General features: G+C 73.8%; 16 protein-coding genes. 1 reads left to right on the top strand and 15 read right to left on the bottom strand.

What is annotated here, in order from left to right; all coding sequences use genetic code 11:
• Positions 1 to 104: 104 nt before the first annotated feature.
• The 12 genes from AB0C99_RS12540 to AB0C99_RS12485 form a co-directional block, all read right to left on the bottom strand.
• Positions 105 to 1310 carry an LLM class flavin-dependent oxidoreductase gene (locus tag AB0C99_RS12540; RefSeq protein WP_362473460.1) on the bottom strand — a complete coding sequence of 402 codons (1206 nt, stop codon included), beginning with the start codon at positions 1308 to 1310 and terminating at the stop codon, positions 105 to 107.
• Positions 1307 to 2647 carry an NtaA/DmoA family FMN-dependent monooxygenase gene (locus AB0C99_RS12535; RefSeq protein ID WP_362473457.1) on the bottom strand — a complete coding sequence of 447 codons (1341 nt, stop codon included), beginning with the start codon at positions 2645 to 2647 and terminating at the stop codon, positions 1307 to 1309. The genes AB0C99_RS12540 and AB0C99_RS12535 overlap by 4 nt, the downstream gene beginning before the upstream one ends.
• 182 nt (positions 2648 to 2829) lie before the next feature.
• Complete coding sequence (locus AB0C99_RS12530; protein ID WP_362473454.1) at positions 2830 to 3744, bottom strand: fumarylacetoacetate (FAA) hydrolase; 915 nt, start codon at positions 3742 to 3744, stop codon at positions 2830 to 2832.
• A 143-nt stretch (positions 3745 to 3887) separates the two neighbouring features.
• On the bottom strand, positions 3888 to 5174 hold the full coding sequence (locus AB0C99_RS12525; RefSeq protein ID WP_362473452.1) for a pyridoxal phosphate-dependent aminotransferase: 1287 nt from the start codon (positions 5172 to 5174) through the stop codon (positions 3888 to 3890).
• 139 nt (positions 5175 to 5313) lie between these two features.
• Positions 5314 to 7104 (bottom strand): AMP-binding protein, encoded by a 1791-nt coding sequence (locus AB0C99_RS12520; protein ID WP_362473449.1) that lies wholly within the window; start codon positions 7102 to 7104, stop codon positions 5314 to 5316.
• Positions 7101 to 8246, bottom strand: a complete 1146-nt coding sequence (locus AB0C99_RS12515; RefSeq protein ID WP_362473446.1) for a Glu/Leu/Phe/Val dehydrogenase dimerization domain-containing protein — start codon at positions 8244 to 8246, stop codon at positions 7101 to 7103. The genes AB0C99_RS12520 and AB0C99_RS12515 overlap by 4 nt, the downstream gene beginning before the upstream one ends.
• A 73-nt stretch (positions 8247 to 8319) precedes the next feature.
• On the bottom strand, positions 8320 to 8883 hold the full coding sequence (locus AB0C99_RS12510) for a gamma-glutamyl-gamma-aminobutyrate hydrolase family protein (RefSeq protein ID WP_362473443.1): 564 nt from the start codon (positions 8881 to 8883) through the stop codon (positions 8320 to 8322).
• A gap of 14 nt (positions 8884 to 8897) precedes the next feature.
• On the bottom strand, positions 8898 to 9719 hold the full coding sequence (locus tag AB0C99_RS12505) for an acetylglutamate kinase (RefSeq protein ID WP_362473440.1): 822 nt from the start codon (positions 9717 to 9719) through the stop codon (positions 8898 to 8900).
• Complete coding sequence (gene argC, locus AB0C99_RS12500; RefSeq protein WP_362473437.1) at positions 9716 to 10804, bottom strand: N-acetyl-gamma-glutamyl-phosphate reductase; 1089 nt, start codon at positions 10802 to 10804, stop codon at positions 9716 to 9718. Before argC ends, AB0C99_RS12505 begins: the two co-directional genes overlap by 4 nt.
• Positions 10801 to 11652, bottom strand: a complete 852-nt coding sequence (locus AB0C99_RS12495) for a RimK family alpha-L-glutamate ligase (RefSeq protein ID WP_362473434.1) — start codon at positions 11650 to 11652, stop codon at positions 10801 to 10803. The genes argC and AB0C99_RS12495 overlap by 4 nt, the downstream gene beginning before the upstream one ends.
• 1 nt (position 11653) lies before the next feature.
• Positions 11654 to 11839, bottom strand: a complete 186-nt coding sequence (locus tag AB0C99_RS12490) for a lysine biosynthesis protein LysW (RefSeq protein WP_362473431.1) — start codon at positions 11837 to 11839, stop codon at positions 11654 to 11656.
• A gap of 62 nt (positions 11840 to 11901) precedes the next feature.
• A complete protein-coding gene (locus AB0C99_RS12485) occupies positions 11902 to 13056 on the bottom strand; it encodes an isopropylmalate synthase (RefSeq protein WP_362473428.1) in 1155 nt (384 codons plus the stop codon).
• 254 nt (positions 13057 to 13310) lie between these two features.
• Between AB0C99_RS12485 and AB0C99_RS12480 the strand changes: the two genes are divergently transcribed.
• Positions 13311 to 14135 carry an arylmalonate decarboxylase gene (locus tag AB0C99_RS12480; RefSeq protein WP_362473425.1) on the top strand — a complete coding sequence of 275 codons (825 nt, stop codon included), beginning with the start codon at positions 13311 to 13313 and terminating at the stop codon, positions 14133 to 14135.
• An 82-nt stretch (positions 14136 to 14217) separates the two neighbouring features.
• On the opposite strand, the gene AB0C99_RS12475 is transcribed toward AB0C99_RS12480, so the two are convergent.
• From AB0C99_RS12475 to AB0C99_RS12465, 3 genes are all read right to left on the bottom strand, one after another.
• The gene (locus AB0C99_RS12475) at positions 14218 to 14904 is read right to left on the bottom strand and encodes a response regulator transcription factor (protein ID WP_362473422.1); all 687 of its coding nucleotides are present in this window, start codon (positions 14902 to 14904) and stop codon (positions 14218 to 14220) included.
• 33 nt (positions 14905 to 14937) lie between these two features.
• Positions 14938 to 16293 carry a transposase gene (locus AB0C99_RS12470; RefSeq protein WP_362473419.1) on the bottom strand — a complete coding sequence of 452 codons (1356 nt, stop codon included), beginning with the start codon at positions 16291 to 16293 and terminating at the stop codon, positions 14938 to 14940.
• A 522-nt stretch (positions 16294 to 16815) separates the two neighbouring features.
• Positions 16816 to 18048 (bottom strand): MFS transporter, encoded by a 1233-nt coding sequence (locus AB0C99_RS12465; protein WP_362473416.1) that lies wholly within the window; start codon positions 18046 to 18048, stop codon positions 16816 to 16818.
• Positions 18049 to 18074 lie beyond the last annotated feature (26 nt).

Raw genomic sequence — 18074 nt, 5'->3', positions numbered from 1 at the left:
GTCAGCGACGGGGCGGCCGAGGCCCTTTCCCCGGGCCGCCGTCACGGCGGGGCCGAGACCCTTTTCCCGCCCGCCCCCCCCGGCCCGCCCCTCCCTCAGCCCTCTCAGCCCTTCGCGTACCGGCTCGTCGGGCGGGGCAGGCCCAGGTGGCCGCGGAGGGTCGTCTCCGTGTACGCCGTGCGGAAGGCGCCGCGCCGCTGGAGCTCCGGGACGAGCGCGCGGGTGATCGACTCCAGGTCGTGCGGGAGCGCCGCCGGGCGGAGGCGGAAGCCGTCGAAGCCCAGCGGGCGCCAGTCGAGGAGCAGGTCGGCGAGGGCGGCCGGGGTGCCGGTGAAGATGTGCGCGTCGGAGGCGAGCTCGGCCCCGGCCAGGGTGTCCAGCTCGTCCTTGCGCGCCTTCGCCGCCGCCTCCGTGTCGTCCAGCACCACCACCAGGTCCGCGAAGCGCCGCAGCGGGCGGGCCGCCAGGTCGCGGCCGATGACGCGGACCGCCGTGTCGACCTCGCCCAGGATCCGGCGGGCGTCCGCCGCGTCGTCCGGCGTCACGAACACCAGGTCCGAGGCGCGGGCGGCGAACTCGTACGGCGTCGACGCGTGCGCCAGGCTCGCGACCAGCGGCTGGCCCTGCGGCGAGCGCGGGGTGATCGACGGGCCCCGGACGCTGAACAGCGGGCCCTCGAAGTCGACGGCGTGCAGTTTGGCCCGGTCGATGAAGCGGCCCGTCGCCGTGTCCCGTATCTCCGCGTCGTCCTCCCAGCTGTCCCAGAGCCGCCGCGCCACCTCCACCACGTCGGTGGCCTCGGCGAACAGCGGACGCAGCCGGGCCGCGATCCGCTCCTCGCTCAGCACGTCCTCGTCGGTGAGCTGCGGGGTGTCGCGCCGCCCGAAGTGGCGGGCGTCGGCGGCGCGGGAGGCGATCTGCGGGCGCCAGCCGGCCCGGCCGCGGGCGGCGTGGTCGAGGGTCGCGATGCCGACGGCGAGGTGGAAGGGCTCGGTGTGGGTGACGTTCGTCGTCGGTACGAGGCCGATGTGCGAGGTGAGCGGGGCCACCAGGGCTGCCACCAGGACCGCGTCCAGGCCGCCCCTGACCTGGTCGGTGCGGTCGTCGGGGCGGTGGAAGGCGGCGGACTGCTGGCCCAGGGCGTCCTCCAGCGTCACGAAGTCGAGCAGCCCGCGCTCCGCCTCGGCCACCAGGTCCGCCCAGTAGCCGGGCGAGAACAGGTCCGCCGGGCGGGCGTCGGGGGCCCGCCAGGCCGCCGGGTGCCAGCCCGCGTCGTTCAGCGCGACGGCCAGGTGCAGGGGCGGGGTCATGATGCCTCCTCGGGGGACCGCAGGGCGTCCAGGCCCAGGTGTTCGCGGAGCGTGGTGCCGGTGTAGTCCTCGCGGTAGACGCCTTTCTCCTGGAGCAGCGGGACCACCCGGTCCACCAGGTCGTCGAGGCCGTCCGGTGTCAGGTGCGGCACGAGCACGAAGCCGTCGGCGCCGTCGCTCTGCACGTAGTGGTCGATGGCGTCCGCGACCGTGCGCGGGCTGCCCACGAAGGTCTGGCCGCCGTGCACCTCGATCATCAGCTCGCGGATGCTCAGACCGCGCTCGTCGGCCAGCTTCCGCCACCGCCGGGCCGTCTCCTCGCGGCCCTTGCGGAACACCGAGTGCCCCTTCAGGACCAGGGACTCGGGCTCCGGATCCACGTCGGGCAGCGGGCCGTCCGGGTCGTAGCCGGACAGGTCCCGGCCCCACACGCCCTCCAGGTGCGCGATCGCGGTCTGCGGGCTGACCTGCGCCCGGGTGATCTCGTCGGCGTACGCGACGGCCTCCTCGTCCGTGTCGGCGACGATCGCCGTGGCGGTGGGGAGGATCTTCAGCTGGTCGTGCGTGCGCCCGTACGCGGCGAGCCGCCGCTTGACGTCCGCGTAGAAGGCGCGGGCGTCCTCCAGGCGGCTGTACTTGCTGAAGATGACCTCGGCGTCCGAGGCCGCGAACTCCCGGCCCGCGTCCGACTCGCCGGCCTGGATGATCACCGGGTGCCCCTGCGGTCCGCGCGGGGTGGTGAACCGGCCCTCGATGTCGAAGTGCTGCCCCTGGTGGGCGAAGCGCCCCGCGCCCGCCCGTACGAAGCGCCCGGCCGAGGCGTCCGCGAGCACGTCGCCCTCCGCCCAGCTGTCCCACAACTCCCGGGCGGTCTGGAGGAATTCGGCGGCGCGGGTGTAGCGGTCGGCCTCGTCGAGGAAGCCGCCGCGGCGGAAGTTCTCGCCGGTGAAGGCGTCGTAGCTGGTGACCACGTTCCACGCGGCCCGGCCGCCGCTCAGCAGGTCCAGGGTGGCGAGCTTGCGCGCCACCTCGTAGGGCTCGTTGAAGGTGGCGTTCACGGTGCCGGCGAGACCGAGCCGGTCGGTGACGGCCGCGAGGGCGGCGAGCACGGTCAGGTTGTCGGGGCGGCCGACCACGTCCAGGTCGTACACCTCGCCCTTGTGCTCGCGCAGCCGCAGCCCCTCGGCGAGGAAGAAGAAGTCGAACTTGCCGCGTTCGGCCGTCCGCGCCAGCCGGATGAAGGAGTCGATGGAGATCTGGCTCTCGGAGCGCGGGTCCGACCAGACGGTCACGTTGTGGATGGCCGGCAGCTGTACGGCGAGGTGCACCTGTTTCACCGTGCCTCCTCCTTCTCGGTTCTGGGGACGGGGGCCGGTCTGCTGAGACGAGCCTGCCTGGACACCTGTACGAATGCCCAGGCCAACCGGCCCTGTTTCATGAGCTGTTCACGGAGCCGCGCGCGGAGCCGCGCATGGAGCCGTGTACGGGGCGGGGCGCCGGACGGAGCACCCCCGCCGTGTCACGCGAGCGGCGCGGGGCTCACGTACGTGACCTGGTTCTCGAACGCGATCCCGTGGCTCTTCACGTCGATCGCGATCCGGTCCCCGTCGGCGATCCGGAAGCCGTCGTGGAAGCTGGCCTCGTCCGCGCCGAGCAGCACGTAGTTGACCAGCCCGGGCCGCCGCACCGCCGGGAACGAGAACAGGTGCGCCGCCATGTCCCGCACCCGGAAGTACAGCGCGTCGCCGCCGCACTCGAAGCCGCCCTCCCAGGCGGTCGCGCCGTCGCGGGTGATGGTCACCCGCCCGTTCGCGGAGCGGGGCGGCTCGCCGAGGAACAGCCAGGGCGCGAGGGCCGTGTCGCACAGCTTGCAGTACGGGTTGTAGCCCGGGTCCTTGCGGTGCAGGCCGATGTCGCACAGGTCGTTGCCGAAGGTGTAGCCCGCGTAGTGCGGGGTGCCGTCGGCGTCGTTCACGTAGACCAGGGCGACCTCGGGCTCCTCGATGAGCGCCACCGGGTTCGCGGGCACGTTCAGCGGCTCGCCGGGCAGCCGGATCCAGTCGCCGAAGCCCTTGAAGAACCACTTCGGCGGAGTGAACTCGGCGCCCTCCGGCTGGGTCTCGCCGCCCCACTTCTTGCGGTGCGTGCCCATGAAGCCGCTCAGCAGCGCGTTGCCGGTGACCGTCGGCAGCAGCGGCGGGAGCAGCTTCAGACCGGGGTCGTCGGCGGGCACGGTGACCGGTGTCGCGCCCTCGGTGACGGCGGCCCGGATCGCCTCCGCCGAGCCGTCGGTGGCGATGAACGCCGCCGCCAACTGCCCGTCGGCCACCGGGTACAGGGTGAGCGGGGCGCCGGGCTCCCCGGGCGTGCCGAAGCCGACATGGCGCTCGCCGCGGTAGAGGGCCTCGAAGAGGCTGGGGATCGGAAGGGACATGGGACGACCTCCTGAACATTCGTGTGAGAGAGGAAGAAAGGTGTGTGTCGGCACCGGTTGGCGGGGGCGCGGGCCGGTAGGGGAGGAGAGGAATGGACCGGTGGGGGCGGAACGGGCCGGTGGGGGCGGTGCGGGCCCGTGGGTCAGCGCGGGTCCGGCTTCGCCAGGGCCGCCACGGCCTCGCCGACCCACGCCACGGAGTCCCGGATCCACGGCAGCGCCAGCGGGTCCGGCGCCGCGAGCGCGGCCAGCCGCCGCTCGTCGGTGTCGCCGTACAGGCGGCTGGTCGCCACCCGGATCCGCAGCGCCTCGGCGGGTTCCCCGAAGGCGCTCGCCGGGAGTACGCCGATCCCGTGCCGCTCGCTGAGGAAGCGGGCCACGTCGTCGCCGCCCCGGACACCGTGGGCGCGGGAGAGTTGCTCTCGGAGCGGAACGAAGTCCGGGTAGAGGTAGCAGGTCGCCCGCACCGGGGCGAGCAGGGCGCCCGCCGCGGTGAAGTGCCCGGCGACCGCGCGCACCACCGCCTCGTGCAGCCGCCGGGCCGCCGCGATGTGCGCGGTCACCTCCGGCGGCTCCCCGAAGGCGTACGCGGCCACCGTCTGCACCGGCGCGGGCGGGCTCGACCAGATCTGGCTCGCGACCGACACCAGCCGCCCGTGCAGCTCCCGGCCCGGCTCCCCGTCCGGCAGCCTCGCCACGCCCGTGCGCCAGCCGCCGAGGGCCAGGTTCTTGGTCAGCCCGGTGGTCACGACCGTCCGCTCGGGCGCGTGCAGCGCGGGCGACTCGGCCGGTGCCCCCGTGTCGTACACGAGGTCCCCGTAGATCTCGTCCGAGACCACCACCAGGTCCAGCTCCCGCGCCACCGCCGCGAGCCGGCGCACGGTGCCGGGCGAGGCGATGGTGCCCGTCGGGTTGTCCGGCACCGTCACCACCACGGCCCGCGGGTCGCGCCCGGCGGCCCGCGCCGCCAGGACCGCCTCGCGCAGCCGCTCCGGGTCCGGCACCCCGCCCTCGCCCGGCGGGGTCGGCACCGGGAGCGGGCTCGCCCCCGCCAGCCGCGCCTGCGCCGCGTAGCTCACCCAGCTCGGCACCGGGACCACCACGTCCCCGCCGATCGCCAGCAGCAGCGCGAACAGCAGCGACTTGCTCCCCGGCCCGGCCACGACCCGCCCCGGGTCCACCCCGATCCCGCGCCGCGCCCAGTACCCGGCGGCGGCCTCCCGCAGCGCCTCGCTGCCGGGCACCGGACCGTACGCGTTCTCCTCGGCCGCGGCGGCGAGGCGGTCCCGCAGGGCCGGCAGCACCGGCAGGCCGATCTCCCCGCTGGCCATCGACAGCACCCGCTCCCCGGCCTGCCGCCGACGGGCGAGCGCCTCGTCGGCGGCCAGGGTCGCGGACATCGAGACGGGGGCGGGGGCGGGCGGCGGCATGGCGCACTCCAGACGTGGCGTCGTATCTACGAAGGGGCGGGAGAGAAGGGGAGAAGGAAAGGGGACGGGGGAGGGGGCGGGGGCGGGGGTGCCGGTCAGACGGCGTCCGTCAGACCGGCGTCCGTCGGACCGGCATCCGTCAGGCGGGCGTCGGGCCCGCCCCGTACCGCTGCCGGAGTTCCACCTTGCGGACCTTGCCCGTCAGGGTCTTCGGCAGCGCCGGCAGGACTTCCACCCGGTCCGGAAGGAACCGGTCGTCCTGCCCCGAGGCCAGCAGATGCGCGCGGATCTCGCCCAGGGTCGGGCCCCCGGCCGCCGCCGCGTCCGACGGGACCACCACCGCGCAGATCACCGGCGGTTCGCCGGCCGCCGCGCCCGGCAGGCCCACCAGGGCGGCCTCGACCGCCTTCGGGTGCGCGCCGATCACGGCCTCCAGCTCGGTCATCGGCGCCACCACCCCGTCCCGGACGACCGCGTCGCGCGCCCGCCCGATGATCCGGATGCCGCCCTCGCCGTCGTCCCGCGCGAGGTCGCCGGTGTCGAACCAGCCGTCCGCGCCGAACTCCGCCGCGAACGCCTCCTCGCGCCGGTAGTAGCCGAGCGCGAGGGACGCCCCGCGCACCCGCAGCCGGCCCACGCCGCCCGCCGCGCCCTCGGTGCCGAGGGCGTCGATCCGGGTCTCCATGGCCTCGATGGCGCGCCCGTTGCTGTGCGCCGCCCAGTCCTCGGGGTCCGTGGGGCGGGTCATGGTGACCGGGCCGTTCTCCGACATGCCCCACAGCGAGTACGTGCGCGCCCCGAGGGCCTCGTGGACCTCGTCGGCCAGTTCGGCGAGGACCGGGGCCGAGCCGATCACCACGTGCCGCAGCGTGCCGGTGTCCCGCTTCTCCACGCGCTGCGAGGCGACGACGTCCGCGAGGGTGGCCGGCGGCCCGTACAGGAGGGTGGCGTGGTAGCGCTCGACGAGGTCGAGCAGCGCCTCGTTCTTCCGTACGTCCTGGAAGGCGACCGTCCCGCCGACCATGACACCGGCGAGGACGCCCTGCGCGAAGCCGGAGTAGTGGACGAGCGGGGTGGACACGGCGGCCACCCAGTCGTCGCCGAGCCCGAAGGCGTCGACGTAGCCGCGGATGGCCGAGTGCACGGTGTTCTGGCTGTGCAGCACGCCCTTGGACTCGCCCGTGGTGCCGGAGGTGAACAGCACCACGAACGGCTCGTCGGCCGTCAGCGGGGCCCGGCCGGCCAGGACCGCGGCGGCCTCCGGGCGCTCCTCCCGCGCCTCGGCCACGGCGTGCTCGTGGAAGGAGAGGGCGCCCTCGGGCGCCTGGCCGTCCACGACCAGCACGTGCTCCAGGGTGGGGAGTTCGTCCTTGAGGCGGGTGGAGATCTCGGCCAGCGGCGTGCCGGACCACTCGGGGAGCGTCACGGCCACCCGGGCCCCGGTGAGGCCGAATCGGTGGCGCAGCTCCTCCTCCGGGCAGATGGGCGAGATGGGGCAGATGACCGCGCCGACCCGGATGCACGCGAACATCAGCGGCACCATCTCCCAGCGGTTCGGGAGCTGTACGGCGACGAAGTCGCCCCGCTGGACGCCGAGTTCGATGAGCGCGAGGGCGAAGCGGTCCGTCAGCGCGCGCAGTTCCGCGAAGTCCAGCGTGTCGGTGCGGGACTCGGGGATCCGGCGGCCCGCGATGGCGAGCTTGCGCGGGCGCTCGCGGGCCTGCCGGTCCAGGTCGTCCAGGAAGGTCCCGTCCCGCCACCAGCCCCGGCGCCGGTACTCGGCACCGGCCTCGGCGGTGAGGTGCGCCGAGGCCGCCCAGGCGAAGGGCTCGCCGGTGCCGGTGCCGGTGCCGGTGCCGGTGCCGGTCCCGGTCCCGGCCGCAGCCCCGGTCCCGCGCGTGCCCCCGCCCCCGCTCGTCGTCCCCGTCATCCGTGCAGGTCCTTCCGGCGCACGGCCAGCAGCTCCGGCAGCGGGTCGCCCGCGCGGCCGTCCGCGATCTCCAGCAGGTCCCGGGTGTTCTGCCGCACCCGGTCGCCGACCCAGTCGAAGACCCACGCCTTGCGGGCGTCCGCCGCCAGCTCGAAGGGGACGACCCGGGTGACGGCGAGGGCGGCCGAGGCCGCGCCGCCGATGTTGGCGATCACGCCGGGGACCAGCGTGCCGCCCGAGGCGGCCACCTTCTCCTTCGCGGCGGCGGTGGAGGCGAGGTTGGCGCCCTCGACGACCAGGCCGGCCTTCAGCCGGTGCGCGTTCTCGGCGGTGAGCGCGTACTTCTGCGCGGCGAGGATCAGCAGGTCCGCCGGCACGTCCAGCCAGGCGTCCGGCCCGGTGGACAGGGTGACGCCGGAGGGCAGCCGCGACCGGTCGATGCGCCCGAACTCGTCCGTGATGGCGATGAGTTCGGCGACCGGCAGCCGGTCGGCGCTGATCGTGCCCTGGACGTCGGCGACGCCCACGACGATGTGCCCGCGCTCCTCCAGGAAGCTCGCCACGGCCCGGCCGACCGCGCCGAAGCCCTGCACCACGACCCGGGCGGCCTCGCTGCGGCCCCGGGACTCCAGGGCGGTGAGCGCGGCGACGCCGACGCCGTGGCCGGTGCAGTCGATCAGCGGCTCGTAGTAGGTGCGCCAGTCGATCGGCATGTCGGGCGCGCCGAGCCGGAAGCGCGGGTCGTAACCGGCCTCGTCGAAGAAGACCGCCCGGTCGGCGGGGGTGACGCCCATGTCGATGCCGAGGTGGATGCCGCCGTGCAGCAGCGGCTTCACGGTGCGGCCGAAGGTGCGGAACGTCCGCTCGCGGTCGGCGCCCTCCGCGTTGTCGGGGGTCGCGACGATGCCCGCCTTGGCGCCGCCGATGCGCAGGCCCGCCAGGGTGAACTTGTCGGTCATGTCACGGGCGAGGCCCGCGACCTCCTCCTCGGAGACGCCGGTCGTCATCCGGGTGCCGCCCATCGCGAGGCCGTCGACGAGGGTGTCGACGACCACCCAGCCCTTGATCGCGCCGCGGCTGCCGTTGAGGTGCACGGTGAAGGCGGGTTCCTGCGCCTGCGGATTCTCCACAGCGTCGCTCATGTGTCGCCACTTCCTTGGGTACGTAGGTGAGGTGGGGCCGGGTGGGGTCGGCGCGTGCCTCCCCCGCCGGGGGTCACTGGTAGAGGGCGGCGAAGCCGCGCAGGATCTCCAGGCCGTCGGGGCGGAACTCCACGTGCGCCTGGGAGCCGACGATCCGTCCGTCGTCCGAGCGCAGGAACTCCACGGGCGCGTTGTCGGACCAGCCGATGGCGCGGAAGCCCGCCGGGGCCTCCTGGAGGTAGAGGGTGTGCCGGTGGAAGACCGTCACGGTCTTGTCGACGTGGGCGAACAGCGGCTCGTTCGTGTCGACGGTCGCCTCGTACCCGCCGACGCGCTGCGGGCCCTCGGCGAGCCGGCCGCCGTTGGCGACGGCGATGATCTGCATCCCGCCGCAGATGCCGTAGACGGGGACGTCGCTGCCCATCACCAGGTCGATCAGCGGCCGGTAGTGCTCGGTCTCGTAGGCCCGCACCTTCGTGCCGCTGAGCACGATGGCCTGGTGGCGGCCGTCGAGCCGGGCGGGCACGCCCGCCACGTCGGTGACGTCGGTGTCCGAGCCCAAGGTGTCGAGGCGGGCGCGCAGTTGCTTCAGGGACAGGGTCCCGTTGTTGACGACGAGTACCCGGGGTCGGGCCATGGTGCCTTCGCTCCTCAGCTTCGGGTGATGACGGTGCCGGTGCGCCCGGCGAGCAGCTCGCTGACGGAGGCGGCGCCGATGACGACCCGCTCCACCCCGCCGTCCAGGGCCTCGCCGGCGGCCCGCAGCTTCTTCCGCATCCCGCCGGTGGCGCCCTTGTCGCGGAACGCGGCGGCGGCCCGCGCGTCGATCCGGGACACCGGCTCGCCGTCGATCAGCAGATGGGCGACGTCGGTGACCAGGACCAGGTCGGTCGCGCCGGTCGCCGCGGCGAGGGCGGCGGCGGCCCGGTCGGCGTCGGTGTTGACCTCGCGCCCGGCGGCGTCGCGGGCCAGCGGGGTGACCAGGTGGGCGTGGCCGGGCCGCAGGTCCTTCAGGAGCGCCGGGTCGACGCCGGTGATCGGCCCGACCAGGTTCTCCAGCTCGACGAGCTGCTTGTCCCGCCACCACCAGCGCTCGGCCTCGCCCGCGCCGACCAGGCCGTCGGAGCCGAGCAGCCGCTCGCCGCCGATGCCGCGGGCGGCGAGCCGGGCGAAGACCTCCTCGGCCAGCTCGGCGCTGACCGTCTTGATGTCCTCGATCACCTCGGGGGTGGTCCAGCGGCTCTGGTTGCCGTAGCGGTCGCGGATGACCGCGGACGGCTCGCTGTAGCGCGGGCGGAGCCGCTTGAGCGGCTTGGACCAGCCGTGCACGAGGACCAGCGGATGCGTGGCGCCGTGCGCGGCGAGGTCGTCCCACCAGGCGCCGGACAGGTCGTCGAGGCAGCTCCCGCCGAGCTTGACGACGGTGGGCACGGGCGCGCCGGACGGGACCGGCGCCGTCGGATCGGTGCTCATACGGGCAACACCGGCTGCATCGTCAGCCCCGTCTCCTCGGGCAGCCCGAACCGCAGGTTCGCCGCCTGCACGGCCTGGCCGGCCGCGCCCTTGACCAGGTTGTCCAGCGCCGACAGCACGACGATCCGGCCGTCGTCCTCGTCGTACAGGACGGTGACGTCGCAGTAGTTGGAGCCGAGCACGGCCTGCGGGTCCGGCACCGGGATCAGCGTCTCGTTGTGCCGGCGGACCCGCACGAAGCGGTGCTCCTTGTAGAAGCGCAGATACGCCCGCTGGAGCTCGCGCTGGGACACGGGCGTGTCCGTGAACACGTAACTGCTGGTCAGCAGCCCGCGGACGTGCGAGACGCCGTACGCGGACATGCTCAGCGAGCCGATCGAGCCGGGCTTGCGCCGGACCAGGAAGTCCTTGACCTCGCCCGCGTGCCGGTGCCCGGTCGGGGCGTACGGGGCGATGGCGCCGTTGCGGAAGGGGTGCAGGTCCGCCGTGCGGAGCTGGAGCCCGCCGCCGCTGGAGCCGCTCTTGCCGTCCACCACGACCGTCTTCAGGTCGAGGCCGAGGCCCAGGGTGAGCGGGGCCAGGCCCAGGGTGATGGAGGTGGCGTAGCAGCCGGGCAGTGAGATCAGCGGCGCGTCGGCCAGCTTCTCCCCGACCAGCTCGGGCACGCCGTAGACGAAGCGCTCGGCGAGCTCGGGGCCCCGGCTGACCTTCGGGTACCAGCGGTCGTGCAGCTCGGGCGTCCGGATCCGGAAGGCGCCGCTGAGGTCGATGACGGCCGGGACCCGGTCGGCGAGCAGCGCCGAGAGCTCGGCGGAGACCGGCGCCGGGGTGGCGAGGAAGACCACGTCGAGGGTGTCGGCGAGCTCGTCGACGATCTCGGCGGTGACCGGGCGGACGGTCAGTCCGCCGAAGTCGAGCCGCAGCCCGGGGTGGAGCTCGGCCGGGCGGCGGCCCGCGTTCGAGGAGCCGCCGAGGAACGCGAGCTCCAGGTCGGGGTGCTGGGTGATCAGCCGGATGAGTTCGCCGCCGGCGAGTCCCGAGGCGCCGACGACACCTGCGCGGATCGGGCGGGTGGTGCGCGTCATGCGAGCAGCTCCTGGAGGTAGCGGCCGACGGCGGCCGGGATGTCCGCGCCCGTCGCGGAGGCCACCGCCCGGAACCCGGGGGCGTGGTTGACCTCGTTGACGACGTAGCCGTCGGGCGTGCGGAACAGGTCGACCCCGTAGATGCCGGGGCCGAGCTCGCCCACCACCCCGTCCACGATCTTCAGGACGTCCGGGTCGTGGGCCACGGCGCGGCTGCTGTTGCCGAGCGCCGCGTTGTTGCGCCAGTCGGTGCCCGCGCTCTCGAACTCGGCCGCGCCGACCACTTCGTGGCCGACGACCAGGCAGCGCACCGAGGTGCCGCCGCCGATGTACGGCTCGACCAGGCATGCCTGCTCGAAGGCGTGGCCGAGGTCCTCGACGTAGTCGTAGACCGACTGGGCGAGGTCGGCGTCCCGGACGAGCGTGACGCGCTTGCCCATGCCGCCGAAGATCGGCTTCAGGACCACGGGCGTCGACAGCTCGGCGACGGCCCGCTCGAAGTCCTTGCGGGAGAGCACGAGCCGGAAGTCCGGCACCGGGACCCCGGCCCTGCGCAGCTCGGCGCGCAGGGCCGCCTTGTTCTCGCAGACCTGGATGGCCCGCGCGGAGTTCAGGACCCGCGCCCCGGCGGCCTCGGCGAGCGTGGCGACGAGGCCGCCGCGGGTGTAGCTGCGGCTGCGGACGAGGAGGGCGTCGAAGCCCTGGAGGGCGGGGGCGTCCTCGTGGCCGAGGGTGAGGGACTCGTCGTTGACCCATTCGACGGCCAGGCCGAAGTCCGGGCCGGCCTCGATCAGCTTGCGTTCCTCCCAGCTGATCCGGTCGGCGACGATCGCGATGCGCTGGGTCATCTCACTGACCCCAGTCGCGCAGCTGCACCTCGACCATCTCCAGCGTGAGCGTGCCGTCCAGCACGGCCTCGACGCGCAGCGTCAGCATGCACTCGGGGCAGGAGAGCGTCTCGCCCTCGCCGATCGGGGGCACGGTCAGGTCGGTCTCGCACTCGGGGCAGACGCCGGTGAGGGTGGCGGTGGGCATGAGTGGACTGCCTTTCGGTTCAGGTGAGTTGAAGAGAAGTCTTTGAATGGGAGGGCGGCGGCTCAGGCCGCCGACTGGAAGTCGATCGCGGCCTTGCGGATCGCGTCCCGGTCGAGCAGCGGGGCGCCCCCGCGCTCCTGGCGCTCGGTCAGCCAGGGGGTGAAGGCCGCCACGTCGACGAAGACGCCGGAGCCGTCAAGCGCCCACTTCACGAGCGCGGGGGTCAGCCGGGTGCGGACCAGCAACTCGCGCGAGTTGCCGACCAGTTCGGCGGGCAGCGTCTCGTACGCCTCGGGGTGGGTGAGCTGGCCGGGGAGCTCGTACGCGAAGGCGTGCGAGGTGGTCGGCCCGGACTGGAACGCCTCGCCGAGCCCCGCGCCCCTGAGGGCGATCCGGGACAGCTCGGTGAGGTGGGTCAGGTCGAAGCGGGTGTCGCCGTGGATGACCCGCAGCGAGGTGAGCAGCTCGGCGAGCGGCGCGTTGCCGCCGCGCTCGCCGATGCCGCCGACGGTCGCCGAGATCCACTGGGCGCCCGCCCGGACGGCGGCGAGGGAGTTGGCGACGGCCATGCCCAGCATGTTGTGGGAGTGGATCTCGATCTCGGACCCGTCGATCTCGGTGAGGTCGCCGATCACCTCCTCCATCTGCCAGGGCGAGAGGTACGCGACGGTCTCGGCCAGCCGGAAGCGGTCGGCGCCCGCCTCGAAGCCGGCGGTGACGTACGGGACCAGCCGCTCGCGCGGGGTGCGGGCCCCGTCCTCGCCGCTGAACGTGACGTGGAAGCCGCGCTCCTTGGCCTGGGTGATCGCCGAACGGGCCAGCGTATGGAGGAACTTGGCGCTGGGCGAGCCCAGCTTCAGCTTCGCGTGCTGCTCGGAGGTCGGGATCGAGTACATGATGTGGCGCACGCCGAGCCGCTCGGCCTCGTCGAGGGCCCGCCCGACCTGCTGGCGGTCCCGCACCACGACGAGCGTCATGCTCCGCTCGGGTGTCACGGCCTCGTGGGTGGCGAGCACGAGGTCGGCGTCCTTCGAGCCGGGCCCGGACACCATGCCGACCTCGACCAGCTCGACGCCGGTCCGCACGAGCAGGCCGGCGATGGCCGCGGCGTCCTCGGGGCCGAACTCCACGCCCGCCATGTGCGCCGAATCCCGCAACGTCGCATCGGATACGCGGGGGAGGTGCTGGGGCGCCTCCGGCCTTTCTCCTGCTGCCATTTCCTCACTCCTTGTCGGGGGTTCCCGGATTCCCGGGACCTGGGGGACTGGCGGCCTGTGATCACCACACTCCATTGGACGTACGCAAGAAACAAGGGGAATCCGGTCAGGGCTCTGTGGGGGAATGTCAAGCAGTGTCAGGCAGGTTCAGGCACTGTCAGGAACGACAGGACGTGCAAGGCCGTTGTGAGCGGGGTGTGTTTTCGCGCTCCTTCCGCTGCCGGACGCGCGGGGCGCGCCCTACTGTGCGGGCCATGGACCTTTTCTCGCTGCCCCGACTCGGTGTCGTCGTCCCGCCGGAGAACCCCACGGCGGAACCGGAGTTCAACCGGCTGCTGGGAGCCGGAATGCACGTCTACACGTCCCGTTTCCCCACCACTCCCGGTGTCGGGCTCAAGGAGATGCTGGAGACCTACAACCGGGTGCTGCCCGAGACGCTCGGCGGCTTCGGCGCCATGCGCCTGGACGCCGCCGTCGTGGCGTGCAGCGCCTCCCACTACCTGCTGGACCCGGCCGGGGACCTCGCCCTGTGCGAGGAGCTCTCCCGGGAGGCCGGCTTCCCCGTCCGCTCCTCGACGCAGGCGATCCTGGCCGCGTGCGAGGCGCTCGGCGTGCGCCGGCTGACGCTCGTCTCCCCGTACCAGCCGTGGCTGACGGACGTCTCGCGGGCCTTCTGGGAGCGGGCCGGGCTCACCGTCGACGACGTCGTCCTGGTCCCGGCGGGGCGCACACCCGAGGGAGCCGAGCACTTCGACCCGTACGAGGTCACGGCCGAGCGCATCGGCGAGCGCATACGCGCCCACCTGCGGGAACACCCGCTGCCCGAGGGCTCCGCGCTGCTCTTCACCGGTACGGGGATGGGCACGCTGGCCGCCCTGACGGAGCTCGCCGCCCGCCCGGACACCGCCGGCCGGCCGCTGCTCTCCTCGAACCTCGCGTCCGCGTGGTGGGCGCTGCGGGCGGGCGGGGGCGTGGATGCCGGGGACGCCGGCGCCGCCGGGGCCGACGGGGTGCATCCGCTGGTGCGGCGGCTGGCCGCGCAGGTGGAGGTCGCGGGGGCGGGGGCGGGGGCGCGCTGACGCGAACGAGGCCGGCACCCGGGGGCGGGCCGGGTGCCGGTCCGCCCCCGGGTGTCCGCCCCGGAGTGTCAGCCCACCGTTGTCAGCCCGCTGTCGTCTCCGGCAGCCGGGCGTAGGTCTTGAAGTGCCCCATCCGGTAGCCGACCCCGCGGACCGTGATGATCCAGCGGCTGCACCCGAGTTTCGCGCGCAGGGTGCTCACATGGGTGTCTATCGTGCGGCTCGTGGTGGCCCATTCGCTGCCCCACACCTTCGCCATGAGTTCCTTTCGGGAGATCACGGTCTCGGAATGCGAGGCGAGTACGTAAAGCAGCTCGAATTCCTTCGACGTGATGTCGACGAGTCGGTCTTCGAGCCGCACTTCGCGGGCCCGTGGATCGATGTGCAGCGGCCCCAGGGAGATCTCCTCGGGAATCGCCGAATGGGGTCTTCGGGCCCGGCGGAGAACGGCCTCCACGCGGGCCGCTATCTCCCGGAAACCCCAGGTCTGCGCGACACAGTCGTCCGCGCCCGCCTTCAGGGCGAGGACCCGTTCCAATTCGTCGTCGCTGCGGGTGAAGGCGATCAGCGGGACATCGCTCTCGGCGCGCAGATTGCGGCAGACCTCGATGCCGTCGACGTCGGGGAGTTCGAGCGACAGCAGCACGAGGTCGGCGTCGCGGTAGGTGCGCAGGGCGTGTGCCCCGCTGTCCACGCTGCGGGCGGCGAAGCCCTGGCGGCGCAGATCGCGCACGAGTGACGCGGCGGAGGAGGCTTCCCGCTCCACCACGAGTACGTTTCTCATCGTCGCGGCCCCTTCTCGTCAGCCCGCGGCCCGGGCCGGCACCGGGGTGGGGCTGCGGGACGGCGGGGCGGCGGTGCTGCCGCGCCGGCGCAGGTGCTGGTACGCGTAGGCGGCGGAGGTCATCGTCATGTGGTGGTGCCAGCCGGGATACGAGCGGCCCTCGAAGTCGAGCGCGCCGAAGCGTTCCTGCAGCGCGGTGACCGTCGATCGGACGGTGGCGCGGCTGCGCATCAGCGCCAGGATCCGCTCCACCCGCCGGTCGTCGAGGCTGGTGATCCAGTACCGGGCGGGGCGCAGCCCGTCGGGGTCGGGGAGTTCGAGCAGCCGGTAGCCGCGCTGGGCGCCGTCGGCGCCGACCGTGCGCAGCGGGAGCCGTACCGTACCGGCGTACGTGTAGAGGGGCGCCCGTGCGCCGCCGCGGTAGCGGGGGTCGGCGAGCGGGACCGGACCGGACACGGCGGCGGGGACGGTCGCGGGAAAGGCCGCCGGGGCGGAGGCGCCGCCGGAGGCGGGGGCGGGGGAGGGGGCGGTCACCGGGACGGCGCCGAGCATGCTCGCGTGACGGGTCATCACATACGGTCGGCGTGCGTTGCGTTCGTCCATCAGGACGCTCACGGTCGTCACGGTCGGGGTGCGGCGCCCGCCGATCACCACCTGGCCGGGATTCACCTCGCACAGGATGTCCGCGCGGTGCCGGGCCAGCCCGGCGAGCACCCCGCTCGCGTCCTCGCTGCGGGTCAGGTCCAGCACCCACGGCAGCCGGGGCAGCCGGGGCTGGGCCGCGGTGCCCGCCGCGTAGTCGAGCACGCAGGCGCCCACCGAGCGCGCCGTCTCCTCCTCCGGTATCCGGGCCCGCAGCCGGCGCTCCTGGTCGCAGCCCCACGGACCGTCGAGCACCAGGCTCCAGTCGACGGGGAAGCAGTGCGCGTCGGTGACCAGGAACAGCCCCACCGCGCGCTGGCAGTTGACGGTGCGGCCGGTCTCGGTGTCGACCCGTCGGTGCACTCCGACCGAGTGCTCCCCGCGCTTGGGGATGAGCAGCTCCGTGGCGGTCCAGGCGTAGGGTGCCGCGCCCGCCGCGACACGGAGCGCGAGTCTGCGGCGCACCGGCTCCCAGTCCCAGGTGCTGGTGTTGATGAACTGGTGCAGGCTGTGCGCCGCGGCGGGCGGTAAGCGCTCGGTGCGGGCCATGCTCCGGAGCGTCTTCCGGCCGGAGACGTGGAGCAGGCCCCGTAGATAGGCGCGGGCCCAGCGGCGTTGCTCCGCTCGGTGGAGGGGACTGAAGATCTCCTCCAGGAACGCGTGCAGGTGGGTGTCCTCGTACCCCGCGGTCGCGCGTGCCGTGCCGGTCGTGGTCGACGTGCTTGACGACATGTGACGCTACGCCCCCTCGTACTCCTTCGCGGGCACCCGAGTCGGTGCTCCGCGTGCCGTACGAAGCTCAAAAATACCGTCTCGAAGGAAAATTTCACGGGGTGCTCGGCGACTTTGCTCATTCGCCCTCTGACCTGCGAAAACACCCCCTGTACGGGGGCGTGCGGGACCCTCTCCCGGCACCGCGCGGCGGTGTGCGGCCGGGGGCCGGAGAACGGCGTGAACAACACCCCTCGGGCTTGCGCCCGCTGGTCACACGGCCATCGCGCGGGCCGCGGTACGGGGCGTTCCGGCGGGGTCGGGACAGGTGTTCGGGCGCACGTGTCAACAGCTCGTGAACAATCCGACGGGCGGGACGCCGGGAGCCGCCGAAGGCCCGGGGGATGTGTGCCTTCGGCGGCTGCTCGGGGAGCGGACGGGACGCCGGCCGCTCCGGTCGGTGGCCTTACGGGCCCGGCGCGGGGCCCGGGGTGCGGGACCCGCCGCGGGACCCGCTGGTGCGGGACCCGCGGCGGGCTCCGGTCAGGCGGTGGGGCGCTTGCCGGGGAAGCCGTGGGCGCGGGCGGCCAGGACGACCACCAGCACCGGCGCCAGGAGCAGCAGCACGGTCCACGGGAAGGACTCGCTGCCGATCGTGTCGAGCAGGACGCCGCCGATGATGCCGCCGCCGGCCATGGCCACGTTCCACAGCGTGACGAGCATCGCCTGCGCGGAGTCGGCCTGTTCGCCGCCCGCGTCGGCCACGGCCGTCTGGAGCAGCGTCGGCACCCCGCCCCAGCCCAGGCCCCACAGGGCGGCGGCGACGTAGACGAGCGCCGTGCTGTCCGAGAGCACCGCCAGCAGCGCCGCCGCCAGGGCGACGAGCAGGGTGCTGACGACCGTGAGCGCGCGGAGCCTGCGGTGGATCTGCGCGCCGACGATCCAGATGCTGGCGAGTGACGCGCCGCCGAAGACGAGGAGGACGAGGTCGGTGCTGCCGCCGAGGCCCACGTCGTCCAGGAAGGTGGCGATGTACGCGTACAGGATGGTGTGCGCGAGCACGAAGACGAGCGTCACGAACAGGACGGGGCTGACGCCCGGCACCTTCAGGGCCCGCAGCATCTTCGGGCGCTCGCCCGCCTCCTGGCCCGGGTAGTCCGGCACGGCGGCGCTGATCCACACGAGCAGGAGGACGGTGAGTCCGGTCATCGCGAAGAAGGCGACCCGCCAGCCGAGTTGCGCGCCGAGGAAGGCGCCCGCGGGCACGCCGAGCGAGAGCGCGACGGGGATGCCCGCCATGGCGATGGCGATCGCCTTGCCCTGGAGGTGGACGGGCGACATGCGCCGCGCGTAACCGGCGAGCAGCGCCCAGGCCAGACCGGCGGCCACACCGGCGACGAACCGCGCGACCATCGTCACCTCGTAGACCGAGGAGACGGCGGTGACCGTGTTGGCCACGGCGAATCCGGCCATCGACGCGAGCAGCAGGCGCTTGCGGCGCCAGCGGGCGGTCGCGGCGGTGAGCGGGATCGCGGTGAGGGCGGTGCCGAGCGCGTAGATGGTGACCGTCTGGCCGGTCGCGGACTCGCTGACGGCGAGGTCCTTGCTCATCGCGGGCAGCAGACCGGCGGGCAGGGTCTCGGTGAGGCTGGTGATGAAGACGGCGGTGGCGAGGGCGAGCAGGGCGAAGAGCGGCAGCTTCTGCGGCTCGTCACCCCCGCCCGCCGCCGCCGGTGGCGACGCGGGAGCGGCAGTGGTGTCGGGTGAGGTGCTCATCTGGTGTGCTCCGGAGGGAGGAAGGA

The sequence above is a fragment of the Streptomyces sp. NPDC048659 genome, assembly GCF_040650575.1.
In the GTDB taxonomy this organism is placed as follows: Bacteria; Actinomycetota; Actinomycetes; order Streptomycetales; family Streptomycetaceae; genus Streptomyces.
The sequence above is the reverse complement of the archived record's forward strand: the minus strand, read 5'-3'. Positions and strand labels throughout refer to the sequence as shown.

Excerpts from the sequence above, each read along its gene's own strand:
- AB0C99_RS12540 (WP_362473460.1), bottom strand. The coding sequence starts at position 1,310 with ATGACCCCGCCCCTGCACCTGGCCGTCGCGCTGAACGACGCGGGCTGG.
- AB0C99_RS12530 (WP_362473454.1), bottom strand. The coding sequence starts at position 3,744 with ATGTCCCTTCCGATCCCCAGCCTCTTCGAGGCCCTCTACCGCGGCGAG.
- AB0C99_RS12525 (WP_362473452.1), bottom strand. The coding sequence starts at position 5,174 with ATGCCGCCGCCCGCCCCCGCCCCCGTCTCGATGTCCGCGACCCTGGCC.
- AB0C99_RS12520 (WP_362473449.1), bottom strand. The coding sequence starts at position 7,104 with ATGACGGGGACGACGAGCGGGGGCGGGGGCACGCGCGGGACCGGGGCT.
- AB0C99_RS12515 (WP_362473446.1), bottom strand. The coding sequence starts at position 8,246 with ATGAGCGACGCTGTGGAGAATCCGCAGGCGCAGGAACCCGCCTTCACC.
- AB0C99_RS12510 (WP_362473443.1), bottom strand. The coding sequence starts at position 8,883 with ATGGCCCGACCCCGGGTACTCGTCGTCAACAACGGGACCCTGTCCCTG.
- AB0C99_RS12505 (WP_362473440.1), bottom strand. The coding sequence starts at position 9,719 with ATGAGCACCGATCCGACGGCGCCGGTCCCGTCCGGCGCGCCCGTGCCC.
- argC (WP_362473437.1), bottom strand. The coding sequence starts at position 10,804 with ATGACGCGCACCACCCGCCCGATCCGCGCAGGTGTCGTCGGCGCCTCG.
- AB0C99_RS12495 (WP_362473434.1), bottom strand. The coding sequence starts at position 11,652 with ATGACCCAGCGCATCGCGATCGTCGCCGACCGGATCAGCTGGGAGGAA.
- AB0C99_RS12490 (WP_362473431.1), bottom strand. The coding sequence starts at position 11,839 with ATGCCCACCGCCACCCTCACCGGCGTCTGCCCCGAGTGCGAGACCGAC.
- AB0C99_RS12485 (WP_362473428.1), bottom strand. The coding sequence starts at position 13,056 with ATGGCAGCAGGAGAAAGGCCGGAGGCGCCCCAGCACCTCCCCCGCGTA.
- AB0C99_RS12480 (WP_362473425.1), top strand. The coding sequence starts at position 13,311 with ATGGACCTTTTCTCGCTGCCCCGACTCGGTGTCGTCGTCCCGCCGGAG.
- AB0C99_RS12470 (WP_362473419.1), bottom strand. The coding sequence starts at position 16,293 with ATGTCGTCAAGCACGTCGACCACGACCGGCACGGCACGCGCGACCGCG.
- AB0C99_RS12465 (WP_362473416.1), bottom strand. The coding sequence starts at position 18,048 with ATGAGCACCTCACCCGACACCACTGCCGCTCCCGCGTCGCCACCGGCG.